Here is a 23,484-nt window from a genome sequence, read left to right on the forward strand (position 1 = left end):
GCCTGAACGGCCTCGTCCTCAAACGCCGGACGGGCTATAACCCCGCCCACCCGCCCCATTCCCTCGCCGAAGGGCGATTCGGCGTGCCCGCGCACCGCGAAACGGAGATCACGTATGCCTACGGCCTTGTCGAGTCCGCCGGCTCGGGTGGTGTCGCGGCCCGTGTCGCCCCCGCGGCGTCGGCGGTCCCGGCTCGGGCCCGGTGACCGGCAAGTGCTTCAGGTCTACCTCCTCACCCGGGTCGGGTTGTGGCTCACCGCCTACTGCGGGGCCTGGCTGTTTCCCCGGGATCCGCAGGCCAGGCATGGGGCGTCCGTGCTGGGGGTGTGGGAGCAGTGGGACTGGGTGCACTTCCAGCGCATAGCGGAGTACGGGTATGTGCGGGCGACCGAGTCGCAGCCCGGGTTCGCCAATGAGGAGGCGTTCTTTCCCGGGTTTCCGATGGTGCTTCGGGGCGTGCACGCGGTGGTGCCGCACTGGGGCGTGGCCGGGCTGCTGATCTCGCTGGTGAGCGGGGCGGTGGCGATGGTCGCGCTGGGGCGGATCGCGGTGGGCCGTGACACCGACACCGACACCGACACCGGCGCGGGCGCGGCGCGCGGGCGGCGGGCTGTGCTGCTCGTGCTGCTCTCGCCCTGTGCCGTGTTCCTCGCGGCGGGCTACACGGAATCCCTCTTCCTCGCGTTCGCCCTGCCTGCGTGGCTCGCCGCGCTGCGGGGGCGCTGGCCGCTCGCCGCCCTGCTCACGACGGCGGCCACCGCGACCCGGGTCAGCGGGCTCTTCCTCGCGGCGGCGCTGGTCGTGCAGTTCGTCGTGAGTCGGAGGGGCCGCGAGGCCTCGCGACGTTGGCGGCCGCTGCCGTGGCTGGCGCTGCCCGCGCTCCCCGCCCTCCTCTACACCTGGTACCTGCACACCCTCACCGGCGACTGGATGGCCTGGAAACACGCCCAAGAACGCGGCTGGAACAGGGAGTTCCACGTGCCGTGGGAGGCGTGGGCGAACACCTGGCGGGCCGCCTTCGACGGCGGATACCGCTCCGGGTACGCCCTGATGTTCCAGGCCGAACTCCTCGCGATGGCCGTCGGAGTCACCCTGCTCGTGGTCCTGCTGCGCCGCCGCCGCTGGCCCGAGGCGACGTACCTCGCCCTGAGCCTCTGGGCGCTCGGCACCTCGTACTGGTACATGTCCCTGCCCCGCGCCACCCTCCTCTGGTGGCCCCTGTGGACCACCCTCGCCGCCTGGTCGCTACGGCGCGCCTGGCTCACGAACACCCTCGTGTGCGCGCTGGCCCCCCTGACGACGGTGTTCGCGCTGGCGTTCACCACGGGGAGGTGGGCAGGGTGAGTGCCTTACTCCGTGGGTGAGTTGGAGCTGTCGAGGGCCGCGCGGAGGTGGCCTGCGGAGTTGGTGAGGAGGTGGGCGGCCGTCGGGCCGTCCACTCCGCCCAGGAGGACGAGGATCGCGTTCTTTACCTCGCCGTCGGTGGCTGCCAGGGCCGTCTCGATCTCCTCGTCGGAGGCGCCCGTGGCCAGCGAGACGATTCTTCGGGAGCGGGCGCGCAGCTTCTCGTTGGAGGCGCGTACGTCGACCATGAGGTTCCCGTACGTCTTGCCGAGGCGGATCATCGTGATCGTCGAGAGCATGTTGAGGACGAGCTTCTGCGCCGTGCCCGCCTTCAACCTCGTGGATCCTGTGAGGAGTTCGGGGCCCACCACGACCTCGATGCCGTGCTCCGCCGCCGCCGCGAGCGCGCTGTCCGCGTTGCAGGAGAGGCCGACGGTCAGGGCCCCTTGCGCGCGGGCGTGCTCCACGGCGCCGATCGCGTAGGGCGTGCGGCCCGACGCCGAGACGCCCACCACCGTGTCGTCCGCCGTGAGGGCGAGGGCGTCCAGGTCGGCGGCCGCCAGGTCCTTGCGGTCCTCCGCGCCCTCGATCGACGTGACCACCGCGGACGGGCCGCCCGCGATGAGGCCCACCACGTCGCCCGGGTCCGTGTTGAACGTCGGCGGGCACTCCGACGCGTCCAGCACGCCCAGGCGCCCGGCCGTGCCCGCGCCCGCGTAGATCAGACGCCCACCGCGCGCCATGCGCTCCGCCGTCGCGTCGATGGCGGCGGCGATACGGGGGAGCTGCGCGGCGACGGCCGTGGGCACGGTCGCGTCCTCGCCGTTCATGATGCGCGCGATCTCCTCCGTCGGCAGCCGGTCGATCTCGGAGAGCTCGGGCCGGAACGCCTCGGTGGTGAGAGCGTCGAGCTGGGCACGCAACTCGCGGTACGCGGCGGACCCGGTGGGCGTGGAGGTCATAAGGGTGCGGCTCTTTCGCGATGAGGTCGGGGGTGGGTGGCGCTGCCTGTCCGGCGATTTGGTGGTTCAGCTTGTTCGGTTGGGTGGTTCAGTCCGTACGGAGGGCGGGAATTTGAGCCCGTCCGGCGATTGAGGACGAGGCCGAAGGCCGATCGACGGCACCCCCGGCGAACGGGACATCAACGACTGCCGGCGCCCCCGCGAGGGTTGTGGCGGTGCGCCAACGCCTCGTACGACGCCGCAAGGGCGGGCGCCGCCGTCTCGTACGTACGTTGCGCGACCCCCACGAACAGGCAGTCCACGACAAGGAGTTGACTCGTCCGAGAGGACATCGCGGCGGGCCGCAACTCGCTCTCGCGGGCCGTCGACGTCGTCAGTATGTGGTCGGCGTACTGGGACACGAGCCCGTCGGGGCGGCCGGTGATCGCGACGGTCGTCGCGCCGTGTTCGAAGGCGACCCGCAGGGGCTCGATGACGTCGCCGGTGGAGCCGGAGTGGGTGATCGCGATCGCCACGTCCTTCGCGCGGAGCGTCACCGCGTTGGTGACCGCGAGGTGCGGGTCGGAGTGGGCGTGCGCGATCTGGCCGATGCGGAGCAGCTTCTGGGCGAGGTCCTGGGCGACGAGCCCGGACGCGGCGACGCCGTACACCTCCACGCGGCGGGCGGCCGCGAGCGCGGCGACGGCCGCGCCGAGCTGGACGGTGTCCAGGCCCGCGGCGGTGTCCGCGAGGGTCTGCTGCTCGTCGTACGCCAGTTTCGCGACGACGTCCGCCAGCGGGTCGTCGACGGCGATGTCCGCCGTCACGGCGGGCGCGCGGCCCGACTGCTGCTGGGCGGCGAGGCCCGCGAGGGCCAGGCGCAGGTCGCGATAGCCGGGGTAGCCGAGGAGGCGGGCGGTGCGGACCACCGTCGCCTCGCTGGTGCCGGTGAGCTCGGCGAGGCCGGTGACCGTGAGCGCCGCGGTCCCCGCCGGGTCGCCCGCGACCGCCTCGGCGACCCGCTGCATGGAGCGCGTCATCGACGGCGCCAGCGTGCGCACCTTGGCCGCCAGGGCCGCCGGGGCCGGGGGTGCGCCACCCGCGAAAATTTCCTTCACGTTGTTGGTCACTCTTGAAAGATATTTTCGGTGCCGGGGAGGGTCAAGAGGCCGGGAAGGGGCTAGACCGGGTGGGGCGCACAATGAATGCATGGACTCCTCCGCATCCTCCGTCCCCGTCGGCCCGCTGGAGCGGGCGCTGCACGCCGCCCGCGCGCTGGTCCTCGCCGACCTGGTCGCGGACGAGGTGGCCGATCCCGACGTGGTCTCGCTCGTCGAGGAGTCCGTGGCGCAGCGGCGCTGGTGGGTCGAGCAGTGGCCGGACGGGGCCGAGTACGTCGCCGGGCTCGTCGCCCAGGACGTGCAGGACGCGCTGCTCGAGCGGTACGGGCGGTGGCCGCTGTGTCCCGTGTGCGGTTCTGAGGACCTGCACGCCCTCGAAGTGGAGCCCGAGTTGGGCGCCGACCCGCACTGGGTGTGCGCCAAGGCGGGTGTGCTGGTCGCGGCCGTGGGGTCGCTCGGGGCGGTGCGGCGGTGACCCTCTACATCGACCCGCCGGTCTGGCCCGGACACGGCCGCCTCTGGTCCCACCTGGTCAGCGACGTGTCGTACGAGGAACTGCACGCCTTCGCCGCGCGCATCGGCGTGCCGCCCCGCGCCTTCGAACGTGATCACTACGACCTGCCCTCGCACCGGTATGGGGACGCCGTGCGGGCGGGGGCCGTGGAGGTCGGGTCCAAGGAGCTGGTGCGGAGGCTCACGGGGGCGGGGTTGCGGCGGCCGAAGGGGCGGAGTGCGGGGGCGCCCCCGTCGGGGGAGAGCTCCGGCGGGTCGGACTAGGGTCGCTCCATGCCTGACAGCCCCATGCCCGATCACGGTGACCACGACGACGTGGCGTTCCTGCGGGACCGCTGGCGCGCAGCCCTGCTCGGGGCCCGGGGGACGGACACCGGCCCCGACCCCGACTCGGGCCCCGACCCCGACCCGTACGCCGAGAACCTCCTGACCCGCTGGTCGGAGCCCCACCGCCGCTACCACACCCGCACCCACCTCGCCGCCGTCCTCACCCACGTCGACACCCTCCAGGCGTACGCGGACGACCCGCAGCTGGTGCGGCTCGCGGCGTGGTTCCACGACGCGGTGTACGCCCCCGACCGCTCCGAGAACGAGGAGCGCAGCGCCCGGCTCGCGGAACGCGCGCTGCCCGAGGCGGGGCTCACGCCCGAGGCGACCGCCGAGGTGGCCCGGCTCGTCCGGCTCACCGTCACCCACGACCCCGCCGACGGCGACCGCAACGGCGAGGTCCTGTGCGACGCGGACCTCGCGATCCTCGCGGCCGAGCCGGACGCGTACGCCGCTTACGCCGCCGCCGTCCGCGAGGAGTACGCCTTCGTGCCCGACGAGGCGTTCCGCGCCGGGCGGGCCGACGTGCTGCGGCAACTGCTCGCGCTGCCCCGGCTGTTCCGTACCGAGTACGGCGCCGCGCACTGGGAGCCCCGGGCCAGGGAAAACCTCACGACGGAGCTGGAACTGCTCACGTAGCCTCGCCGCATGCTTTTCAACGGTGGGAACAGGATCGACGAGGCGACGGCGCACGCGGTGCGGGCGCTGCGCGCGGTGGCGACGGCGGAGTACGACTGGACGCGGCCCGCGGGCGGCCTGGAGTGGAGCTGCCTGTTCACTGCCGAGCACATCGGGGGCGACTTCACGGGGTACGCGGGGCAGCTCACCGGGCGCACGGCGGGCACGGGCGCGTATGTGCCCTTCGACATCCACCTCGAGGAGGGCACCGACGCGGACGGCGCGGTGCGGGTCGTCGAGGCGACGGCGGGGATGCTGGCGGCGGTCGTGCGGACGACGCCGCCGGGGGTGCGGGGGTGGCATCCGTACCTGTACGGCAGCTCGGACGCCGCCGGTTTCGCGGCGATGGGCAGCGTCGAGCTGCTCCTGCACACGTACGACATCCTGCGGGCCTTCGACGTCGCCTACGAGCCCCCGGCGGAGCTGTGCGAGGCGCTGCTCGCGCGGCAGTTCCCGAAGGTCGCGCCCGCGCGGGACGGGGAGGGGCACTGGGAGGTGCTCCTCTGGGCCACCGGGCGGGGCGAGCGTGCGGGGCACGGGCGGCTCGAGCGGTGGAGGTGGCACAACCCGCTGCACCTGCCCGCGGGGCCCGTCGCGCTGGTCGAGGTGGCGGTGGACGCCGCCGCCGATCTCGCCGCGGGCGGTGACGGGGGTTTCCGGTGGGTCGAGGGCGGGCCCTTCGAGGGGACTCGGGGGGCTGCCGGGCGCATCGCGAAGGCGTATGCGGCGGGGACGCACCGGCCCGAGTGGGGGATGTTCGCCGTCGTCCGTGAAGAGGATCAGCTCGCCGTCGGGGCCATGGGGTTCCATGGGGCGCCCGATGAGGAGGGGTGGGCCGAGGTCGGGTACGACCTGGTGCCGGCCGCCCGTGGCAACGGGTACGCGACGCAGGCGCTGAGTGCGCTCGCGGAATTCACCTTGGGGCAGGCGGGCGACGTCCCCCTGTCGGGGCTGCGTGCGCTCGCCGACCCGGACAACACCGCGTCCCACGGCGTCCTGACTCGGGCGGGATTCGTCCGTGCCGCCGACCGGGACGCCAACCTCACCTTCGAGCTCCGTCGGCCCTGACCATGCCCTCTCACATACCCCCGCGCACCCGCATGCCCATAGCCGTCCACACCCTCGGTGTCGCCGTCTTCGCGCTCGGTACCAGTGAGTTCATGCTGTCGGGGCTGCTGCCGGACGTGGCGGACGACATGGGCGTCTCGGTGCCGCGGGCGGGGCTGTTGATCTCGGCGTTCGCCATCGGGATGGTCGTGGGGGCGCCGTTGCTCGCGGCGGCCACGTTGCGGCTGCCGCGGCGGGCGACGCTGGTCGCGCTCCTCGGAGTGTTCGGGCTCGGGCAGATCGCGGGGGCGATCGCGCCGTCGTACGGGATCCTCTTCGCGTCGCGTGTCGTCAGCGCGCTGGCCTGTGCCGGGTTCTGGGCGGTCGGCGCGTCCGTGGCCGTGGCGATGGTGCCGGTGACGCAGCGGGCGCGGGCCATCGCAGTGATGCTCGGCGGTCTCTCCATCGCCAACGTCCTCGGCGTACCGGCGGGCGCCTTCCTCGGGGACCACTTCGGGTGGCGGTCCGCGTTCTGGGCGGTGGCGGCGGCCTCGGGGCTCGCGCTCGTGGGTGTCGTCGCGCTCGTGCCGCGGATCGAGCGGCCCGCCGAACAGCCTGTGCTGCGGCGGGAGTTGGTCATCTACCGGGATCGGCAGGTGTGGCTCGCCGTCGCCGTCGTCGCGCTCGCCGCGGGCGGCGTGTTCTGCGCTTTCAGCTATCTCGCGCCGCTGCTGACGGATGTCGCGGGGATGCGGGAGGGATGGGTTCCGGCGGTGCTCGCGCTGTTCGGCGTGGGCGCGCTCATCGGGACCGCCATCGGCGGGCGCGTCACCGACGGGCGGATCTTCACCGTGCTGTTCAGCGGGATCGCCGCCTCGACCGTGTTCCTCACCGCCCTCGCCCTCTTCTCCGCCACCGCCGCCGCGGCCGTCGTCCTCGCCTTCCTGCTCGGCGTCTCCGCCTTCTACACCGGGCCCGCGCTCAACGCCCGCGTCTTCGAGGTCGCCACCGCCGCGCCCACCCTCGCCGGTGCCACCGCCACCGCCGCCTTCAACCTCGGCAACACGGCCGGGCCCTGGCTCGGCGGCACCGTCATCGACGCGGGGCTCGGCTACGAGTCGGCCGCGTGGGCGGGCGCCGGGCTCACGACGTTCGCGATCGTTGCGGTGGCGGTTTCGTTGCGGGTGCGAGGGGGTTCGGGGAAGGAGTCCGCCAAGAGCGCTTTCACGGCCCGTACCGCGTACGAGAACGATCCGGACTGTCCGCCGGAGCCGGAACCGGAGCGGGCGCCTCAGGCACAGTAGGCGAGAGGGGCTCGGGGCGGGTCTCGACGGAAAACCCGGCCCCGGACGTTGCCTTTCGCGGCAGCGCCCGCTTGGCTGGCCGCCATGACGAACGACGCGACCACGTCCGACGAAGCGCACGAAGCCGACCGCCCCGGCCGGCTCCTCCGTACCGAACGCGACGCTCTCATCCCCCTCCTGCGCGCCGCCGACGAAAAGGCTTTCGCTGCGCCCACCTGCTGCCCGGGCTGGGCGGTCCGCGACGTCCTCGCGCACTGTTCGGCGGCGCTCAGCCGCGTCATCGAGAGCCGCTTCGAGGAGGGTGTGTTCACCGCGGCGGGCAACGACCGCGACATCGCCGAGCGCACCGACTGGCCCAACTCCCGCATCGTGGACGAGCTGGAGCACGGCATGACGAACGCGGGCGCCGCCATCGCCGCGTCCAAGGGCCTCTTCGACGGCGTGGCGCTCGGCGAGTGGGTGCACGCCGGTGACGTACGGGATGCCTGGGGGCTGCCGGGCGCGTACGCGGGCGACGGTCTCGGCGACGCGTTGCCGCTGCTCGCCGCGTACACCAAACAGCGCGCCGCGCTGCCCCTGCACGCCGACCTCGACGGCTTCGACGAGCCGCTGATCCTCGGCGTCACCGACGGCAGCCGGCCCCCGGCCCGGTACATCGGTGACGCCCCGACCCTCATCCGGCTGTACGCGGGCCGCCCGCTCGACGGGTCGCGGTTCGAGCTCGCGGGTGTGACGCGGGAGGAGCTGACCATCTTCAACTGAGGCTCCGGGGGCGGGGGTTGGCTCAGTGTCCGTGGGGTGCGGTCGTGCTCCCGGTGTCGGTGCCCGTCCCTGTGTCGGCCCCGGTGTCGGTGTTGGTGTCGGCCCCGCTCCCGCCCGCGTGCACCGTGAACGCCGCAGTCCGCACCGTCCCCTCGTGCTTGAAGTCCAGGAACAGGCGGTACGCGCCCGTGCTCGGCGCCGTCGCCGTGAAGGACACCCGCGGTCCTGGCTTCGTGGCACCGTCGCCCACTTCGCCGTTCGGGTGGACGTGCAGGTACGCGAGGTCGCCCGCGCGCAGCGCGACCAGGTGGCCGTAGGCGCCCAGGTAGGGCTGGAGGTTGGTGACCGGCTTGCCGTCGCGGGTGACGCGCAGCGTCAGCTCGCGGGGCTTGCCGGGCTTCAACCCGCCGTCCAGGCGCACCTCGTAGCCGTCGCCCGCCTTCGCGGTGGGCTTCGCGGGCGGCAGCTCGGCCGCCGCGTACGCGCCCGTCACGGCGAGGTCCGTCCCCAGGGTTACCTTCTGCTTCGCCCGCGCGGGCGTGAAGTCCGCGAACACGCGGTAGTCCCCGGCCTTCGGCAGTGTCGCCGGGACGGACCAGGTGCCGTCGGCGGCGCGTGTGGGGTGCAGATGGCGGTACGTCGTCAGGTCGCGTGAGGCGACGATCAGGTGGAGTTCCTTGCCGTGATCCTTCTTGTACGTCTTCAAGGGCGTCCTTGAGGACTCCTTCAGGACGGTGAAGCGCAGGTCGGTGCGCTCGCCCGCCTCGGCGCGCGGCGTTTTCAGGTCGAGTGCGTAACCGCCGGCGGCGACCTGCAGGCCCGCCGGGGCCGTGCCGCCCTTCTTCTCGGCGCCCTGTTCCGGGTGCCCGCCGCCGTGGTCCTTCTTCTCGCTGTGCGCCACCGGCTTGCTCACGGTGTCGACGTTCGTGCCCGCCGCGTACGCGGCGCCGAACGCCGCCGCGACGGCCGTGGCGTACGCGGTGATCCGCAGTCCTGTATTCATGAGAACGACGATACCCCCTGGGGGTATCAAGTCAAGCCCGATTCTCCCCCGGGATCTTCTTGCGTTCTGATACCCCCCAGGGGTATACATGGACTCGTAAGGCAATACCGACCCGGGGTACCCGGCCATGAGGAGCAGCTGGCATGTCCACCACTGAGACAGCACAGACGGCGCAGGTGGAACTCTCCATCGGCGGCATGACCTGCGCCTCGTGCGCCGCCCGCATCGAGAAGAAGCTCAACCGCATGGACGGGGTGGCGGCGACCGTCAACTACGCCACCGAGAAGGCCAAGGTCACGTACGACGGCGACGACGTCGCCGTGGCCGACCTGATCGCCACCGTCGAGGCCACGGGATACACCGCCCAGGAGCCCGCCCCGCCGAGCGCGGAGCCCGGCGGGGCAGGTGCGGGTGAGGCAGGCGGTGCGGACGCCGACGCGCTGCGGCCGCTGCGGGAGCGGCTGATCACCGCCGTCGTGCTCTCCGTGCCCGTCATCGCGATGGCGATGGTCCCGGCCCTCCAGTTCGAGTACTGGCAGTGGCTGTCCCTGACGCTCGCGGCGCCTGTCGTGACGTACGCCGCCTGGCCCTTCCACAAGGCGGCCGTCACCAACGCCCGGCACGGCGCGGCCACCATGGACACGCTGATATCGGTCGGTACGTCGGCGGCGTTCCTGTGGTCGCTGTGGGCGCTGTTCTTCGGCTCGGCCGGGATGCCCGGCATGACGCACGCCTTCGAGCTGACCATCGAGCGCAGCGACGGCGCCGGGAACATCTACCTGGAGGCCGCGGCCGGCGTCACCGCCTTCATCCTCGCCGGGCGGTACTTCGAGGCCCGCTCCAAGCGGAAGGCGGGCGCGGCTCTCAAGGCGCTGCTCGAACTGGGGGCGAAGGACGTCACCGTGCTGCGGGGTGGGACTGAAAAGAACGTTCTAGTTAGTGAGTTGATGGTTGGCGACCGGTTCCTCGTGCGGCCCGGTGAGAAGATCGCCACCGACGGGCGGGTCGTCGAGGGCACCTCCGCCGTCGACGCCTCCATGCTCACCGGCGAGTCCGTGCCCGTCGAGGTCGCGCCCGGCGACGCCGTCACCGGCGCCACCCTGAACGTCGGCGGCCGTCTCGTCGTCGAGGCCACGCGGGTCGGCGCCGACACTCAACTGGCGCGCATGGCACGGCTCGTGGAGGACGCGCAGAACGGCAAGGCGGCGGCCCAGCGGCTCGCCGACCGCATCTCCGGCGTGTTCGTGCCCGTCGTCATCGCGCTCGCCGTGGCCACGCTCGGGTTCTGGCTCGGCAACGGTTCCGGTCTGACGGCCGCGTTCACCGCCGCCGTCGCCGTACTGATCATTGCCTGCCCCTGCGCCCTGGGCCTCGCCACGCCGACCGCGCTGATGGTCGGCACCGGGCGCGGCGCCCAGCTCGGCATCCTCATCAAGGGCCCGGAGGTCCTGGAGACCACGCGACGCGTCGACACGATCGTGCTCGACAAGACCGGGACGGTGACCACGGGGCGGATGACGCTGCTCGCGACGCACGTCGGCGAGAACGCGACCGAGGACGAAGTGCTGCGGATCGCGGGCGCGTTGGAGCACTCCTCCGAGCACCCCATCGCGCAGGCCGTCGCCGCGGGGGCCACCGAGCGGGTCGGCGCGCTGCCGACGCCGGAGGACTTCGCCAACGTCCCCGGGCTCGGGGTGCAGGGGATCGTCGAGGGGCACGCGGTCCTTGTCGGCCGTGAGCAGTTGCTCGCCGAGTGGGAGATCCACCTTTCGTCGGAGCTGAAGCGGGCCAAGGACGCGGCCGAGGCCGCCGGGCGTACGGCCATCGCGGTCGCCTGGGACGGCGAGGCGCGGGCCGTGCTCGAAGTGGCCGACGCCGTGAAGGAGACCAGCCCGGAAGCCATTCGCAGGCTGCGCGAGCTCGGCCTCACGCCGATGCTGCTGACCGGGGACAACGCCGCCGTCGCGGCGTCCGTCGCCGCCGAGGTCGGCATCGCGCCGGAGCACGTCATCGCGGAGGTCCTTCCGCAGGACAAGGTCGACGTGGTCAAGCGCCTTCAGGCCGAGGGCCGTTCGGTGGCCATGGTCGGCGACGGCGTCAACGACGCGGCGGCGCTCGCGCAGGCCGACCTGGGGCTCGCCATGGGGACGGGGACGGACGCCGCCATCGAGGCCGGTGACCTGACCCTGGTCCGCGGTGACCTGCGGGCGGCGGCCGACGCGATCCGGCTCTCGCGCCACACCCTCGGCACCATCAAGTCCAACCTGTTCTGGGCCTTCGCCTACAACGTCGCCGCGTTGCCGCTCGCCGCGGCCGGGCTGCTCAACCCGATGCTCGCGGGGGCCGCGATGGCCTTCTCCTCGGTCTTCGTGGTGGGCAACAGCCTGCGGCTGCGCGGGTTCAAGGCGCTGAGCTGAGGTTTCGGGCGCGGCGTGGCTTGTTGGATACGGTACGTGGCTTGATCACCCCGGTGCGGTGGGATTCGCGCCGGGGTGATCTGCGCGTACCCTGGTAATTGGACTAGACCTGTGTTTCTGTGGTCGCCGCTCCGCACGACGCCCACGCCCGCCTGCCAGCAGGCTCCGACGCCCTAAGGAAGACATCCATGAGCAAGCGCGCGCTCCTGGAGGTGATCGCCCTCGACGCCGAGGACGCGATCGCCGCCCAGGCCGGAGGTGCGGACCGCCTCGAGCTGGTCACCGACATGGCCGCGGACGGGCTCACGCCGTCCCTGGAGACCTTCGCGGAGATCCGTTCCTCGGTCGGCATCGCGCTGCGCGTCATGCTGCGGCTCGCGGACGGGTTCGCGGCGGGGGACGTCTCCGAGCTGGTACGCCGGGCGCGGGAGCTGCGGGACGCGGGGGCCGAGGAGTTCGTGCTCGGGTTCCTGGACGAATCCGGGGGCGCGGACGTGGCTGCCGTCGAGGCGGTCGTGGGGGCGTTGGACGGGTGCCGGTGGACGTTCCACCGGGCCGTCGACCGGGCCGCCGACCGGGACGCCCTGCGCAAGCAGCTCGCGGACCTGCCCGGTCTGGACACGTACCTCACCGCAGGCGCCGCGGGCGGCGTCGACGAGGGGCTCCCCACCCTCCTCGCCGAGGCGGCGCGCTCCGGTGAGCCCGGGTACGAGCCCCGGATCCTCGTCGGCGGCGGCCTCCGCCTCGACCACGTCCCTGGGCTCCGGGCGGCCGGGGTCGACGCCTTCCACATCGGCGGGGCGGCTCGGCCCCACGGGTGGGACGCGCCGGTCTCGGCGGAGGCGGTCTCGGCCTGGCGCCGGGCCCTGGACGCCTGACGCCCGACCCGCCCGCCGGGACCTCTCCCGCACCGTCACCTCACGGCGTCGCCAGCGCTTCCGGCAGTGGGGTCGAGTGGATCACCGTCAGGCCCGACACCGCTCGGGTCAGGGCCACGTACAGGCGCCGCAGGCCCGTGCGTTCGTCCGGCTCGCCCGTGAGCACCGCGGCCGGTTCGTCCAGGACCACGTAGTCGTACTCCAGGCCCTTGGCCAGGGACGCGGGGACGAGGGTGAGGCGGGTGTCGGGGGTGGTCTCCTCGCCGGGGTCCAGGTGGGGGAGGCCGGCCGCGCGCAGGGCTTCCGCCAGGGCCGGGACCCGGGCGTCCGCAGCGATCAGGCCCACCGAGCCCTCGTTGCGGAGGGACTCCGTGCAGGCGGCGAGGACCGCCTCGGTGGGGTCGGCGACGTGGCGTACCGCCAGTGAACCCGGGGACTCGCGGACCGAGCTGACCTCCGTCAGGTCGGGGGCGATGGACGGCAGGAGGCGGGACGCGTACGCGATGACCTCGCGGGGCACGCGGAAGCCGGCCGTCAGTTCCTCCACGACGGCGTCCGCCTTGCCGAGATGGGTCAGCGCCTCGGCCCAACTCGGCGTCGCCCACGGCGTGGTGCCCTGCGCCAGGTCGCCCAGGACGGTGGCCGACCCCGTCGTGCAGCGGCGGCCCACGGCCCGGTACTGCATCGGCGAGAGGTCCTGCGCCTCATCGAGGACCACATGCCCCAGGGAGTGCGTGCGGGTGATCTGATCCGCGGCCTCGTCGATCAACACGGCGTCCGCAGCCGACCACTTGGCGCTCTTCACGCCCCGCGCGGGCTTGGCCCAGAGGATCGTCTTCTGCTCCTCGGGGGACAGGATCCCGTCCGCGTGCGCGGCCAGGAAGTCGACGTCGGACAGCAGCCGAAGCACCAGCTTCGCCGGGTCGACGGGCGGCCACACCGTCTTCACGGCCGCCTTCACCGCCGCGTTGCGCGCCACCGCGTCCTGCACCCGGTCGTCCGGCGCCTCCCCCGACCGCTCCATCTGGACGAGCACGGCGTGCGCGATGCGATGGGGCAGCGCCTCGCGGGCGGCCCCGTAGCGCATGTCGCGGGCCAGCAACTCGCCCACGATCTCCTCGACTTCGTACGCCGGTACGCGCCACCGCCGCGACCCCCGCACCACCACGACCGCCTCGTGCGGCAGCGTCACATGCGCGCGCAGCGCCCGGCGCAGCACGTCCGCCATGCGCGCGTCGCCCTTGACGACGGCGGCGTCCGCGTCGTCACGGCCCGTCACCTGCACGTGCGCCACGAGGTCGTCGACCGTCGCCTGCCGCACCTCCAACTCGCCGAGGGCGGGCAGGACTTGCTCGATGTAGTGGAGGAAGGAGCGGTTCGGGCCGATGACGAGGGTGCCGGTGCGGGCGAGGCGCTCGCGGTGGGCGTAGAGGAGGTACGCGACCCGGTGCAGGCCGACCGCCGTCTTTCCGGTGCCGGGGCCACCCTGCACACACACGGACCCGCCGAGCCCGCCACGTACGATCTCGTCCTGCTCGGGCTGGATCGTCGCCACGATGTCCCGCATCGGACCCACGCGCGGCCGCTCGATCTCCTGCTGGAGCAGCTTGCTGACCTGCTCGGCCTCGGTGGTGTCGGTGAGGTGCTCGTCCTCGTACGCGGTCAGGTCGCCGCCGGTGTAACCGAAGCGGCGGCGCAGGCCGACGTCCAGGGGGTCCTTCTTCGAGGCCCGGTAGAAGGGCTGCGAGACGGGCGCGCGCCAGTCGATGACCATGGGGTCGCCGTCGGCGTCGTGGACGTGCCGCCGCCCGATGTAGAAGCGCTCGCCCTCCCCGCCCTCGGCCTGGTCCGCGCCCACCATGTGCAGGAAGTCGAGCCTGCCGAAGAACAGCGGCGTGTGCGAGAGGTCGGCCAGGGCCTTGATCCGCTCGTCGATCTGGCGCTGCAGGACCTCGGCGTTGACCCAGTTCGCGGTCACGTCGCGGATGTCCAGGGCCTGCGCGTCCTCGCGCATGGCGCGCAGCGCGGCGCGGGACGCGGTGAGGTGGGCGCGCTCGCGGGCGAGGGGGTCGACGAGGGGGTCTTCGGGCGCGGCGTTCACGGGGTGGCCTCCGGCGGGTGCGGGATGTGCTCGGTACGTGGCTCAGGGCCGCCGGTTTCCGGCCGGGCGGCGGCGCTCCAACAGGGCGGGAGGCGGGAAGGGGAGATCCTAGTGAGGGGGGCCGGGGCGGGGCCAACGAATTTCCCGGGGGCGCGGCGAGCCCGGCGCACCCCTCCCGGGAAACGCCGCGTCACCAAACCCTGAGGCACCCCCGAGAAAACCCTGAGGGTCGCCCTCCCTCCGGAGACGGACGGGCGCAGCCCCGGAGTCGTACCGGCGTACAGCGCCGGTTACCCCCGCAGACCGATGTGCCGAGCGGCTCCGCGAACCACCATGGACACATGAGCGCAGCAACCTTCACCCCCGCGTCCCTCGGCCCCGACTCCCGCCCCTCCACCGGCGCGACGGCCCTCTCCGACACCCACCGCCCGCACCGCATCGGCGCCGCACTGCGCGCCGCGAAGGTGTTCGCGGGCGCGGCGTTCGGCGTGGCCGTGCTCGGTGAGTACGCGGAAGAGGCGGGCGTCCGCCGCCGCTGACCACTCAGCCCTCTGCCAGCACCGCGTCCGCGTCGAGAATCCGGTACGCGTACCCCTGCTCCGCGAGGAACCGCTGCCGATGCGCGGCGAAGTCCTGGTCGATGGTGTCCCGCGCCACCACGGAGTAGAAGCGGGCCTCATGCCCGTCGGCCTTCGGCCGAAGCACACGCCCGAGCCGCTGCGCCTCCTCCTGGCGGGAGCCGAACGTGCCGGACACCTGAATGGCGACGGTCGCCTCGGGCAGGTCGATGGAGAAGTTGGCGACCTTGGAGACGACGAGGACGGAGATCTCGCCCTCGCGGAAGGCGTCGAACAGCTTCTCGCGCTGCGCGTTCGTCGTCTCCCCCTTGATGACGGGCGCGTCGAGATGCTCACCCAGCTCGTCGAGCTGGTCGATGTACTGTCCGATGACGAGCGTCTGCTCCCCCTGATGCTTGCGCACCAGCGCCTCGGTGACCTTCCGCTTGGTCGCGGTGGTGGCGCAGAAGCGGTACTTCTCCTCGGCCTCGGCGGTGGCGTACGCGAGCCGCTCGGAGTCGGTGAGATTGACGCGCACCTCGACGCAGTCGGCGGGCGCGATGTACCCCTGGGCCTCGATCTCCTTCCACGGCGCGTCGAACCGCTTGGGCCCGATCAACGAGAAGACGTCCGACTCGCGCCCGTCCTCCCGCACGAGCGTCGCCGTGAGACCGAGCCGCCGCCGCGCCTGCAGATCGGCGGTGAACTTGAAGACGGGCGCGGGCAGCAGGTGCACCTCGTCGTAGAGGATGAGGCCCCAGTCGCGGGAGTCGAAGAGCTCCAGATGCGGATAGATGCCCTTCCGCTTGGTGGTAAGTACCTGGTACGTGGCGATGGTGACCGGCCGGATCTCCTTCTTCGTACCGCTGTACTCACCGATCTCGTCCTCGGTGAGGGAGGTGCGCTTGACCAGCTCGTGCTTCCACTGCCGGGCGGAGACGGTGTTGGTGACGAGGATCAGCGTCGTGGCCTTCGCCTCGGCCATGGCGCCGGCACCCACCAGCGTCTTTCCCGCGCCGCACGGCAGCACGACGACCCCGCTGCCGCCGTGCCAGAAGCCCTCGACGGCCTGGCGCTGGTAGGGGCGCAGGGCCCAGCCGTCCTCGCGCAGCTCGATGGCGTGCGCCTCGCCGTCGACGTACCCCGCGAGGTCCTCTGCGGGCCAGCCCAGCTTCAGCAGCGTCTGCTTGATCTGGCCGCGCTCGGAGGGGTGCACGGCGACCGTGTCCGGGTCGACGCGGGCGCCGACCAGCGGCTGGATCTTCTTCGAGCGGAGGATCTCCTCCAGGACCGGGCGGTCGGTGCTGGTGAGGACGAGGCCGTGGACGGGGTGCTTGCTGAGGGTGAGGCGGCCGTAGCGGGCCATCGTCTCGGCGACGTCGACGAGGAGCGCGTGCGGGACGGGATACCGCGAGAACTCGACGAGCGCGTCCACGACCTGCTCGGCGTCGTGCCCCGCCGCACGGGCGTTCCACAGGCCGAGCGGCGTGACGCGGTACGTGTGGATGTGCTCCGGGGCACGCTCCAGCTCCGCGAACGGGGCGATGGCGCGGCGGCAGGCGTCGGCCCGCTCGTGGTCCACTTCGAGCAGCAGAGTCTTGTCCGACTGGACGATGAGCGGTCCGTTCACCGGGGGTGCCCTTTCGCTAGGCCAAACATCCAGTGTGCCGCATCGCCGCGCGGGCGGGTCTGCGTCGCTTCTGCCTCGCCTTTACGCCGCCTGCGTGCGGGCCTGCGGTACCGCGCGGATGGTGCGGTCGGCGGTGGCGAAGTGGACGAGGCCGTGGGCGGCGACGGGGGCGCAGACCGGGGCGGAGCCTCGGGGGAACGGCTCGTACCGGTGGCGGGCCAGGACGTCGCCGGTGCCGGTGTGCAGGGCGAGGAGCTCGCCCTCGTGCGTGAGGACGTACACCGCGTCGCCCGCGACGGCCGGGGAGCTGGGGGTGGGGGACGCGGGGCGGTACGTCCAGCCCCGCTTCCCCGTGGCGCGGTCGACCGCGTGCACGCCGCTGGCGAAACCGGTCACGAAGAGGGTGCCGTCACCCATGGCGGGGGTGGACCAGGTCTCGCCGGGGCCCGCGAGCGTGGAGACCCACAGGAGTCTCATGACGTTCGCGTCGACGGCGACGATGCGGCCCTTGGCGGTCGTGCCGAGGTAGGCGACGCCGCCGGTGACGAGAGGGGCGGCGGGGGAAGGGCGGTCGCCGTCGGGCAGTTCCAGGAAGGTACGTTCCTTCCCTTTCAACGGGATGCCGTAGATGTAGCCCTCGCTGCCGCCGACGACGGCCTTGGTGTTCCCGTACAGGGCCGGTGCTGTCGGAGACGGGCGTTCGTCGGTCACCGAGAGCGCGAGGCCGTCGGACCTGGGACGGACCCGCTCCCGCGTGAACTGGTCCACCAGGGCCAGCTCGTCCGACACCGCGCCGCGCGTGAGGAAGGCGATGGCTTCCGGGGACACGGCCGGGGCGCCGAGCGCCGGGATCCCGATGTTCCACACCTTTTCGCCGGTGGCGGAGTCGAGTACGTCCAAGCGGTCGCCCGTGACGTAGAGCCCTGGTCTGCCCGGCAGTGTCCCCAGCCAAGGCCGTGCGCCGCGGATCGACATCTGCCTGCTCCAGTGGGGACGCCCGGTCCGGGCGTCCAGGGCGTACACGCGGCCCAGGCCGTCCGCCGCGTACAAAGTGTCGTCCGCGACCAGGACTTGGTGCACCACGCCCTTCGTCGGAAACGTCCACGCGTCGGGGGCGGGCGGGCGACGGTCCCCGCCCACCAGCCCGGCGACGCCCGCGCCCACCACCACCGCGGCCCCCACCCGCATCACCCCCCGCCGCGAAACCCCCCGCGGCCGCGGCCCCGCGGGCGCCGGAAGCAGCGCCGCGAGCCCGTCCGGCGGCACGGCGGGGGAGGAGCCGGTGGACGGGAAGCCGTCCAGCACCGTCGCCACCTCGGCGAGGGAGGGCCGGTGCTCGGGGCGCTTGGCGAGGCAGGTCGCCGCCAGCCGGCGCCAGCCGCCGGGCAGCCCCGAGAGGTCCGGCTCCTCGAAGCGGATCGCGTACATCACCCGCCACATGTCCTCCGCCTCGAACGGCGCCCGCTTGCGCAGCGCGTACACGAGCGTCGACGCGAGCGAGAAGACGTCGGCGGCGGGCGTGATGTTCGCCGCGTCCCACTGCTCGGGCGCCGCGTACGCGGGCGTGCCGAGGAACTCCTGGCTGGTGGTGAAGGTGCTGGCGTGCAGATGCCGGGCGAGCCCGAAGTCGAGGACGCGCGGGCCGCCCGCGCTGAGCAGGACGTTCGACGGTTTGAAGTCGCGGTGGACGAGGCCGGCCCGGTGGATCGCGGCGAGCGCGTCCGTCAACTGGCGCCCGACGTCGCGTACATACTCCTCCGGCAGCGGCCCGTACGTCTCCACGGCCTCGGACAGCGCGACACCCGGCACGTACTCCGTGGCGAGCCACGGCTGGGCGGCCTCCGGGGCGGCGTCGAGGACCTTGGCGACGAGCGGGCTGTCCACCGTGCGCGCCGCCATGACCTCGCGGGCGAAGCGCCGCCTGGCCTCCCGCGCGTGCATCATCGACGGCCGCATCCGCTTCACCGCGACCTGCCGCCCCCTGCGGTCCCTGGCCAGGAAGACCTCGCCCATGCCGCCGCGCCCGAGCACACCGGTCAGCCGGTAGGGCCCGATGCGGCGCGGGTCGGACTCCAGGAGTTTGCCGATGGCCATCGGGGGCGTCACGCAGTGAAGGCTAGCTGTAACTCTCTGTGGTCGTTCGGGAGTTGGTGGAACGTGGTCCGGATCTGGTCCGGACGGGCCGGGGCGCGCGGCACGGGGTGGGGTGGCGCGACGCGCCGGGCGCGCCGAGGCGTGCGCGGGGCTCGGCGGGTGGGGTGTGAGTACGAACGCGGAGGAGGGGCGGCGGCGCCTGAGTACGTGCGCCCTGCCGGATGCGGGTGCGGGCGGGGTTGGCTGTGGCCATGACCAGGAAGCCGAATCCGTACGAGCGCCGTCCAGGGCTGAATCCGTACGAGCAGCGTCCGCAGTGGTACGCGGCCCACGCCCCCCACGCCCCCCGCGTCCCGGCGGGCACGCGGACGCGCCGGAATCTCGCCGTGGGCGCCGCGCTGGCCGCGGGGCTGCTGGCCGCGGCGGTGCTGCTCGCCAAGCCCATCATGGGAGCGCTGGGTCTGGCGGTGTTCGTGGTGCTGCTGCTCACGGGCAACGCGTCGTCCTGAGCGGAGCTAGCCGGAGGTCCGGTGCCGATCTTCACCGGCTGCGGAACGGTGTGGGAGCGCCGCGTCTGCCCCGGCCCGGCGGGGGACCCGCTACCGTGACCAGGATGAGCACCCCGGACGCCCCCCGTTCCCTGGCGGAAGCCCTCCGGGCGAGTGATGACGTGACCCTCGTCGCGCTGTTGCGGGCCCGGCCGGATCTTCTGACGCCGGTTCCGAACGATCTCACGCAGCTCGCGACCCGCGCGGGCACGCGGGCTTCCGTCGTGCGCGCCCTTGAGCGGCTCGACCGGTTCGCGCAGCAGGTCGTGGAGGCGCTCGCGGTGGCGCCCGAGCCGGCGACGTACGAGGTGCTGTTCGACCTGATCGCGGGCGACCTCGTGGGCGACCCCACGGGTGAGGAACAGGCGGGCGAGATCCGGGCCGCCTTCGACCGGGCCCTCGCGACCCTGCGCGGGCAGGCCCTGGTGTGGGGCGGCGACGACCGGCTCCGGCTCATCCGCACCACGAGGGAGCTGCTCGCGCCCACCCCGCAGCGGCCCTCTCCGACCGGGCTCGGGCCGACCGTCGCGGAAGCCATGGCGGGGATGTCGCCGGGGCGGGTGCAGAACCTGGTCGCGGCGGCGGGGCTCGCCGTGACGCACGACGCGGTGTCGGCCGTGGAGGCGCTGACGGCGCTGTTCACGGACCGGGAGCGGATGTCGGCGCTCCTGGACGAGGCGCCCGTGGAGTCCGTGGAGGTGCTCTCGCGGCTCGTGTGGGGGCCGCCCTACGGGCAGGTGACCGCCGAACCCGCGCCCCACCTGCGCTGGCTGATCGGCCGCGGGCTGCTCCTGCCGACCGCGCCCGGCACCGTCGTACTGCCCCGCGAAGCCGCCCTGCACCTGCGCGGCGGGCGCGCGCACCGCGTCCTCGAAGCGACGCCGCCCGCCCTGGCCGTCGCCCGCGAACACCGTCCACAGGTTGTGGACGTGACCGCGGCGGGCCAGGCGCACACCGCGCTCGCCACCATCGACGAACTCCTCAAGGACTGGGACGAGGGCGGCCCCGCCGTCCTGCGCGCGGGCGGCCTGAGCGTGCGCGACCTCAAGCGGACCGCCGTCGCCCTCGACGTGCCGGAACCCCAGGCCGCCTTCTGGGTCGAACTCGCCTACGCCGCCGGTCTGATCGCGGCCGACGGCGAGGCCGACGAGCGGTACGCGGCCACTCCCGCGTACGACACGTGGCAGGAGCTGCCCGTCGCCGAGCGGTGGGCCCGGCTCGCCGGCGCGTGGCTGGGCGCGACCCGTACCGCCGGGCTCGTCGGCGGGCGCGACAGCAAGGACCGGACGATGTCCGCGCTCGGTCCCGGCCTGGACCGCTCCGCCGCGCCCGAGGTACGCCAACGCGTCCTCGCCCTCGTCGCCGAGCTGCCCGAAGGGGCCGCGCCCGAGCCGGAGTCGGTGCTGACGCGGCTGCGGTGGGAACGGCCGCCCGCGCGCGGGACCGACTCCTCCGACCTGCGGTCGCGGCTTGCTCGTTGGGCTCTGGAGGAGGCCGAGCTGCTCGGGGTCACGGGGCGGGGGGCGGTCGCCTCGCATGCTCGGGCTTTGTTGGGGGTGGGGGCCGGGGCGCTCCACGGTGGGGCTTCGTCGCAGGGCGGTGTGGCTGGGGCCGCGTCGCAGGGCGGCGGTCCCGGGTGGCATCGGCTGCCCAGTCCCGCCGAGTACGCCGCTGCCGCCGCCGAAGCCGCCAAGCTGCTCGCCCCGCTGCTTCCCGAACCCCTCGACCACGTCCTGCTCCAGGCCGACCTCACCGCCGTCGCCCCCGGGCCCCTCCAGCGGCCCCTCGCCGACGCCCTCTCCGTGCTCGCCGACGTCGAGTCCAAGGGCGGCGCCACCGTGTACCGGTTCACGCCCGGGTCCGTGCGGCGCGCACTCGACGCCGGGCAGAGCGCGTCCGACCTGCACGCCTTCCTCGCCGAGCACTCCCGTACGCCCGTCCCGCAACCCCTCGCCTACCTCATCGACGACGTCGCCCGTAAGCACGGGCACCTGCGCATCGGCGCCGCCTCCGCTTACGTACGCTGCGACGACGAGGGCGTGCTCAACGAGATCCTCGCCGACAAGCGCGGGCAGGGGCTGCGGCTTCGGCGGCTCGCGCCCACCGTGCTCGCCTCGGGCGCCGAGCCCGCCGTGCTCCTCGACGGGCTGCGGTCCATGGGGTTCGCGCCCTCCGCCGAGAGTGCCGAGGGCGACGTCCTCGTCACCCGCGCGCACAGCCACCGCACGCCGCCGCGTACGGCGCCCGAACCCGTCCCCGACGGGCCGCCGTTGCCCGACTCCACCCTCCTCGACGCCGCCGTGCGGGCCATCCGGGCGGGTGATCTCGCCTCCACCGCGCCCCGCAAGGACGCGCCCGCCGTCGCCGGTGAACTTCCCCGCACCACCGCCGCCGAGACCCTCGCCACCATGCAGGCCGCCGTCATGACCGGCGAGGCGCTGTGGATCGGCTACGTCAACGCCGAGGGCGCCGCCAGTCAGCGGGTCATCGCCCCGGTTCGGGTCGAGGGCGGGTTCGTCACCGCGTACGACCACACCGCGGACGAAGTCCGCACCTATCCGTTGCACCGGGTCACGGGGGTCGCGGAGCTGGCGGACGAGTCGGGCTGAGCCCTCGCGGGGCGCCCCGGGCCCGCCCCTTCCCGAAACCGGGGGCTGCCGCCCCCGGACCCCCGCCATCGGCGCTCCGCGCCTCGTCCTCAAACGCCGGACGGGCTAAAAGGGCGGGTGGGTGGGGGAAAGCCCCTCCGGCGTTTGAGGAGCGGGGTCTGGGGCGGAGCCCCAGGAAGGGCGGGCGGGTGGGGAAAAGCCCGTCCGGCGTTTGAGGACGAGGCCGCAGGCCGATCTGCGGAGGCTGCGTCAGGGGCAAGGGGACCCGGGGGCCCGGCCCACGGTAACGTCGAGGCCGGGCCCACAACACCGCAGCCCCGGAGGGAACTTCGTGGGGATCGAGAGCGACCAGCTCGTCTTCGACTACCTGAGCCGCGTCGGCGACGTCGCGCAGCAGCGCCAGCTGTCGTCCGGCACCCGGATGCGGCTGGTGACCGGGCTGCGCGCCGAGATCGACCGCCGCCGCGCCGGCGCCGCCGACAGCCCCGCCGCCGTCCGCCGCATCCTGGACCGGCTCGGCACCCCCGACGACCTGGTCGACGCGGCCGCCGCCAACCCCGACGACATCAGCGCCGCCATCCCCGACCAGCCCGACGAGCCCACCTCCAGCCGCCTGCGCCGCGTCGTCCCCGAACCGGGCCGCCTGCGCCGCGCCGTCCCCCGGCCCCGGCTGCGCCCCGCCTCCCCCCGACGCCCCGCGAACGCTCAACGCCCCGCCCCCGAAAAGGACTCCACCGCCCAGTCCCCCACCTCCGCACCCGTACCCCGGCCCCGCCGCGAACCCCGCCCCGCCCCGCCCCACCTCGCGAGCACCGAGGAACTCGGCGGCGACACGGGCGGCACCGACCTCGAACCGGACTGGTGGCGCGTCGACAACACCCCGTCGGCGGGCGCCGACACCGTGCACGGCTTCGTCGGCGGCGTCGAGATCCCGGAGATGCTGAAGCCTCCAACTGCTGGGTCCGGGCGGCGCCCCGTGAGCACGTCGAAGCCGGGCGGCGGCAAGACCCGGGACGAGATCGAGGACGACGACGAGGACGACGGCTACGACGAAGGTGTCGAGTACGACCCCGAGTTTGAGGGCGAGGAAGGTGACGAGGACGATGACGGCGGCGGTGTCGAAGCCGCTCGTCGCCGCCGCCTCGGCGGACTGCTCCCTCCGTCCGCCAAGGCCGCCGCTCCGGCCAAGCGCCCCGCGGCGAAGGGCGGTTCCGACGAAGGCGTGGCCGCCCGCGGTCGCGGCTTCTCCCTCAGCAATCCCATCGTGCTGCTCGCCGCCCTCGCCCTCCTCGTCGGCGCCATCGGCGGCAACGAGCTCTGGTACGCGCTGGCGGGCGGCTGGATAGTCGCCTGGTACGCGCCCAAGCTCAGCCGGGGCGAGAAGAAGGTCGGCGTGTTCGTCATGCCGGGGCTCGCGATCGCGGCAGGCGTCGGCTGGCTGTGGGGGCGCTCGCAGGGCAAGTGGGGCGAGCCCATCGTCAAGGGGCACATGAACGAGGCGATGGCCGACACCGGGCCCTGGGTGCTCCGCGGCGCGGCCGTCGCCTCCGCGCTCTTCCTGGTGTGGAGGTCGCAGCGGCAACGGCCGTCGGCGGAGGAGTAACGGAGCG

Annotated in this window: 19 protein-coding genes; 13 read left to right on the forward strand and 6 right to left on the reverse strand. The window is 73.5% G+C overall.

Annotated features, from left to right (window positions below; genetic code table 11):
• Nucleotides 1-114: 114 nt before the first annotated feature.
• Nucleotides 115-1,344, forward strand: coding sequence for a mannosyltransferase family protein (locus IEY91_RS19180; protein WP_189174932.1), 1,230 nt, complete (start codon nucleotides 115-117; stop codon nucleotides 1,342-1,344).
• A gap of 5 nt (nucleotides 1,345-1,349) precedes the next feature.
• Here the strand turns inward: IEY91_RS19180 and murQ are convergent, their stop codons facing one another.
• Both murQ and IEY91_RS19190 read right to left on the reverse strand, forming a co-directional pair.
• Nucleotides 1,350-2,306: an N-acetylmuramic acid 6-phosphate etherase gene (gene murQ, locus IEY91_RS19185; protein WP_189174933.1), complete on the reverse strand. Its 957-nt coding sequence runs from the start codon at nucleotides 2,304-2,306 to the stop codon at nucleotides 1,350-1,352.
• 179 nt (nucleotides 2,307-2,485) lie between these two features.
• Nucleotides 2,486-3,415 carry a MurR/RpiR family transcriptional regulator gene (locus IEY91_RS19190; RefSeq protein ID WP_189174934.1) on the reverse strand — a complete coding sequence of 310 codons (930 nt, stop codon included), beginning with the start codon at nucleotides 3,413-3,415 and terminating at the stop codon, nucleotides 2,486-2,488.
• Between the two features lie 79 nt (nucleotides 3,416-3,494).
• Between IEY91_RS19190 and IEY91_RS19195 the strand changes: the two genes are divergently transcribed.
• The 6 genes from IEY91_RS19195 (at nucleotide 3,495) to IEY91_RS19220 (ending at nucleotide 8,037) form a co-directional block, all read left to right on the forward strand.
• The gene (locus tag IEY91_RS19195) at nucleotides 3,495-3,881 is read left to right on the forward strand and encodes a DUF8819 family protein (protein WP_164323619.1); all 387 of its coding nucleotides are present in this window, start codon (nucleotides 3,495-3,497) and stop codon (nucleotides 3,879-3,881) included.
• A complete protein-coding gene (locus tag IEY91_RS19200) occupies nucleotides 3,878-4,183 on the forward strand; it encodes a DUF4031 domain-containing protein (RefSeq protein ID WP_189174935.1) in 306 nt (101 codons plus the stop codon). The genes IEY91_RS19195 and IEY91_RS19200 overlap by 4 nt, the downstream gene beginning before the upstream one ends.
• 9 nt (nucleotides 4,184-4,192) lie before the next feature.
• On the forward strand, nucleotides 4,193-4,885 hold the full coding sequence (locus IEY91_RS19205) for an HD domain-containing protein (protein WP_189174936.1): 693 nt from the start codon (nucleotides 4,193-4,195) through the stop codon (nucleotides 4,883-4,885).
• Between the two features lie 9 nt (nucleotides 4,886-4,894).
• Entirely contained in the window at nucleotides 4,895-5,992 is a 1,098-nt protein-coding gene (locus IEY91_RS19210) for a GNAT family N-acetyltransferase (protein ID WP_189174937.1), read from the forward strand.
• A 32-nt stretch (nucleotides 5,993-6,024) separates the two neighbouring features.
• On the forward strand, nucleotides 6,025-7,275 hold the full coding sequence (locus IEY91_RS19215; RefSeq protein ID WP_189174938.1) for a Cmx/CmrA family chloramphenicol efflux MFS transporter: 1,251 nt from the start codon (nucleotides 6,025-6,027) through the stop codon (nucleotides 7,273-7,275).
• An 84-nt stretch (nucleotides 7,276-7,359) separates the two neighbouring features.
• Complete coding sequence (locus IEY91_RS19220; protein WP_189174939.1) at nucleotides 7,360-8,037, forward strand: maleylpyruvate isomerase family mycothiol-dependent enzyme; 678 nt, start codon at nucleotides 7,360-7,362, stop codon at nucleotides 8,035-8,037.
• 22 nt (nucleotides 8,038-8,059) lie between these two features.
• Here IEY91_RS19220 and IEY91_RS19225 read toward each other — a convergent pair whose 3' ends face one another.
• Nucleotides 8,060-9,040, reverse strand: coding sequence for a DUF8832 domain-containing protein (locus IEY91_RS19225; protein ID WP_189174940.1), 981 nt, complete (start codon nucleotides 9,038-9,040; stop codon nucleotides 8,060-8,062).
• A gap of 143 nt (nucleotides 9,041-9,183) precedes the next feature.
• Between IEY91_RS19225 and IEY91_RS19230 the strand changes: the two genes are divergently transcribed.
• Complete coding sequence (locus IEY91_RS19230) at nucleotides 9,184-11,457, forward strand: heavy metal translocating P-type ATPase (RefSeq protein ID WP_189174941.1); 2,274 nt, start codon at nucleotides 9,184-9,186, stop codon at nucleotides 11,455-11,457.
• A gap of 188 nt (nucleotides 11,458-11,645) precedes the next feature.
• Entirely contained in the window at nucleotides 11,646-12,335 is a 690-nt protein-coding gene (locus IEY91_RS19235) for a copper homeostasis protein CutC (RefSeq protein WP_164323632.1), read from the forward strand.
• A gap of 40 nt (nucleotides 12,336-12,375) precedes the next feature.
• On the opposite strand, the gene IEY91_RS19240 is transcribed toward IEY91_RS19235, so the two are convergent.
• The gene (locus tag IEY91_RS19240) at nucleotides 12,376-14,436 is read right to left on the reverse strand and encodes a HelD family protein (RefSeq protein ID WP_189174942.1); all 2,061 of its coding nucleotides are present in this window, start codon (nucleotides 14,434-14,436) and stop codon (nucleotides 12,376-12,378) included.
• A 341-nt stretch (nucleotides 14,437-14,777) separates the two neighbouring features.
• Here IEY91_RS19240 and IEY91_RS19245 point away from each other — a divergent pair, with 341 nt between their 5' ends.
• Nucleotides 14,778-14,975, forward strand: a complete 198-nt coding sequence (locus tag IEY91_RS19245) for a hypothetical protein (protein WP_189174943.1) — start codon at nucleotides 14,778-14,780, stop codon at nucleotides 14,973-14,975.
• Nucleotides 14,976-14,979: 4 nt separating this feature from the next.
• On the opposite strand, the gene IEY91_RS19250 is transcribed toward IEY91_RS19245, so the two are convergent.
• Together IEY91_RS19250 and IEY91_RS19255 are read right to left on the reverse strand one after the other, a co-directional pair.
• Entirely contained in the window at nucleotides 14,980-16,623 is a 1,644-nt protein-coding gene (locus IEY91_RS19250) for a DNA repair helicase XPB (protein ID WP_164323638.1), read from the reverse strand.
• Between the two features lie 81 nt (nucleotides 16,624-16,704).
• Nucleotides 16,705-18,729, reverse strand: a complete 2,025-nt coding sequence (locus IEY91_RS19255; protein WP_189174944.1) for a serine/threonine-protein kinase — start codon at nucleotides 18,727-18,729, stop codon at nucleotides 16,705-16,707.
• Nucleotides 18,730-18,968: 239 nt separating this feature from the next.
• Here IEY91_RS19255 and IEY91_RS19260 point away from each other — a divergent pair, with 239 nt between their 5' ends.
• The 3 genes from IEY91_RS19260 (at nucleotide 18,969) to IEY91_RS19270 (ending at nucleotide 23,477) form a co-directional block, all read left to right on the forward strand.
• On the forward strand, nucleotides 18,969-19,226 hold the full coding sequence (locus tag IEY91_RS19260) for a hypothetical protein (RefSeq protein ID WP_189174945.1): 258 nt from the start codon (nucleotides 18,969-18,971) through the stop codon (nucleotides 19,224-19,226).
• A 104-nt stretch (nucleotides 19,227-19,330) separates the two neighbouring features.
• Complete coding sequence (locus IEY91_RS19265; RefSeq protein WP_189174946.1) at nucleotides 19,331-21,874, forward strand: helicase-associated domain-containing protein; 2,544 nt, start codon at nucleotides 19,331-19,333, stop codon at nucleotides 21,872-21,874.
• A gap of 331 nt (nucleotides 21,875-22,205) precedes the next feature.
• Nucleotides 22,206-23,477, forward strand: a complete 1,272-nt coding sequence (locus IEY91_RS19270) for a hypothetical protein (RefSeq protein WP_189174947.1) — start codon at nucleotides 22,206-22,208, stop codon at nucleotides 23,475-23,477.
• Nucleotides 23,478-23,484 lie beyond the last annotated feature (7 nt).

The sequence above is a fragment of the Streptomyces lasiicapitis genome (genome assembly GCF_014646335.1).
GTDB classification, from domain to species: domain Bacteria; phylum Actinomycetota; class Actinomycetes; order Streptomycetales; family Streptomycetaceae; genus Streptomyces; species Streptomyces lasiicapitis.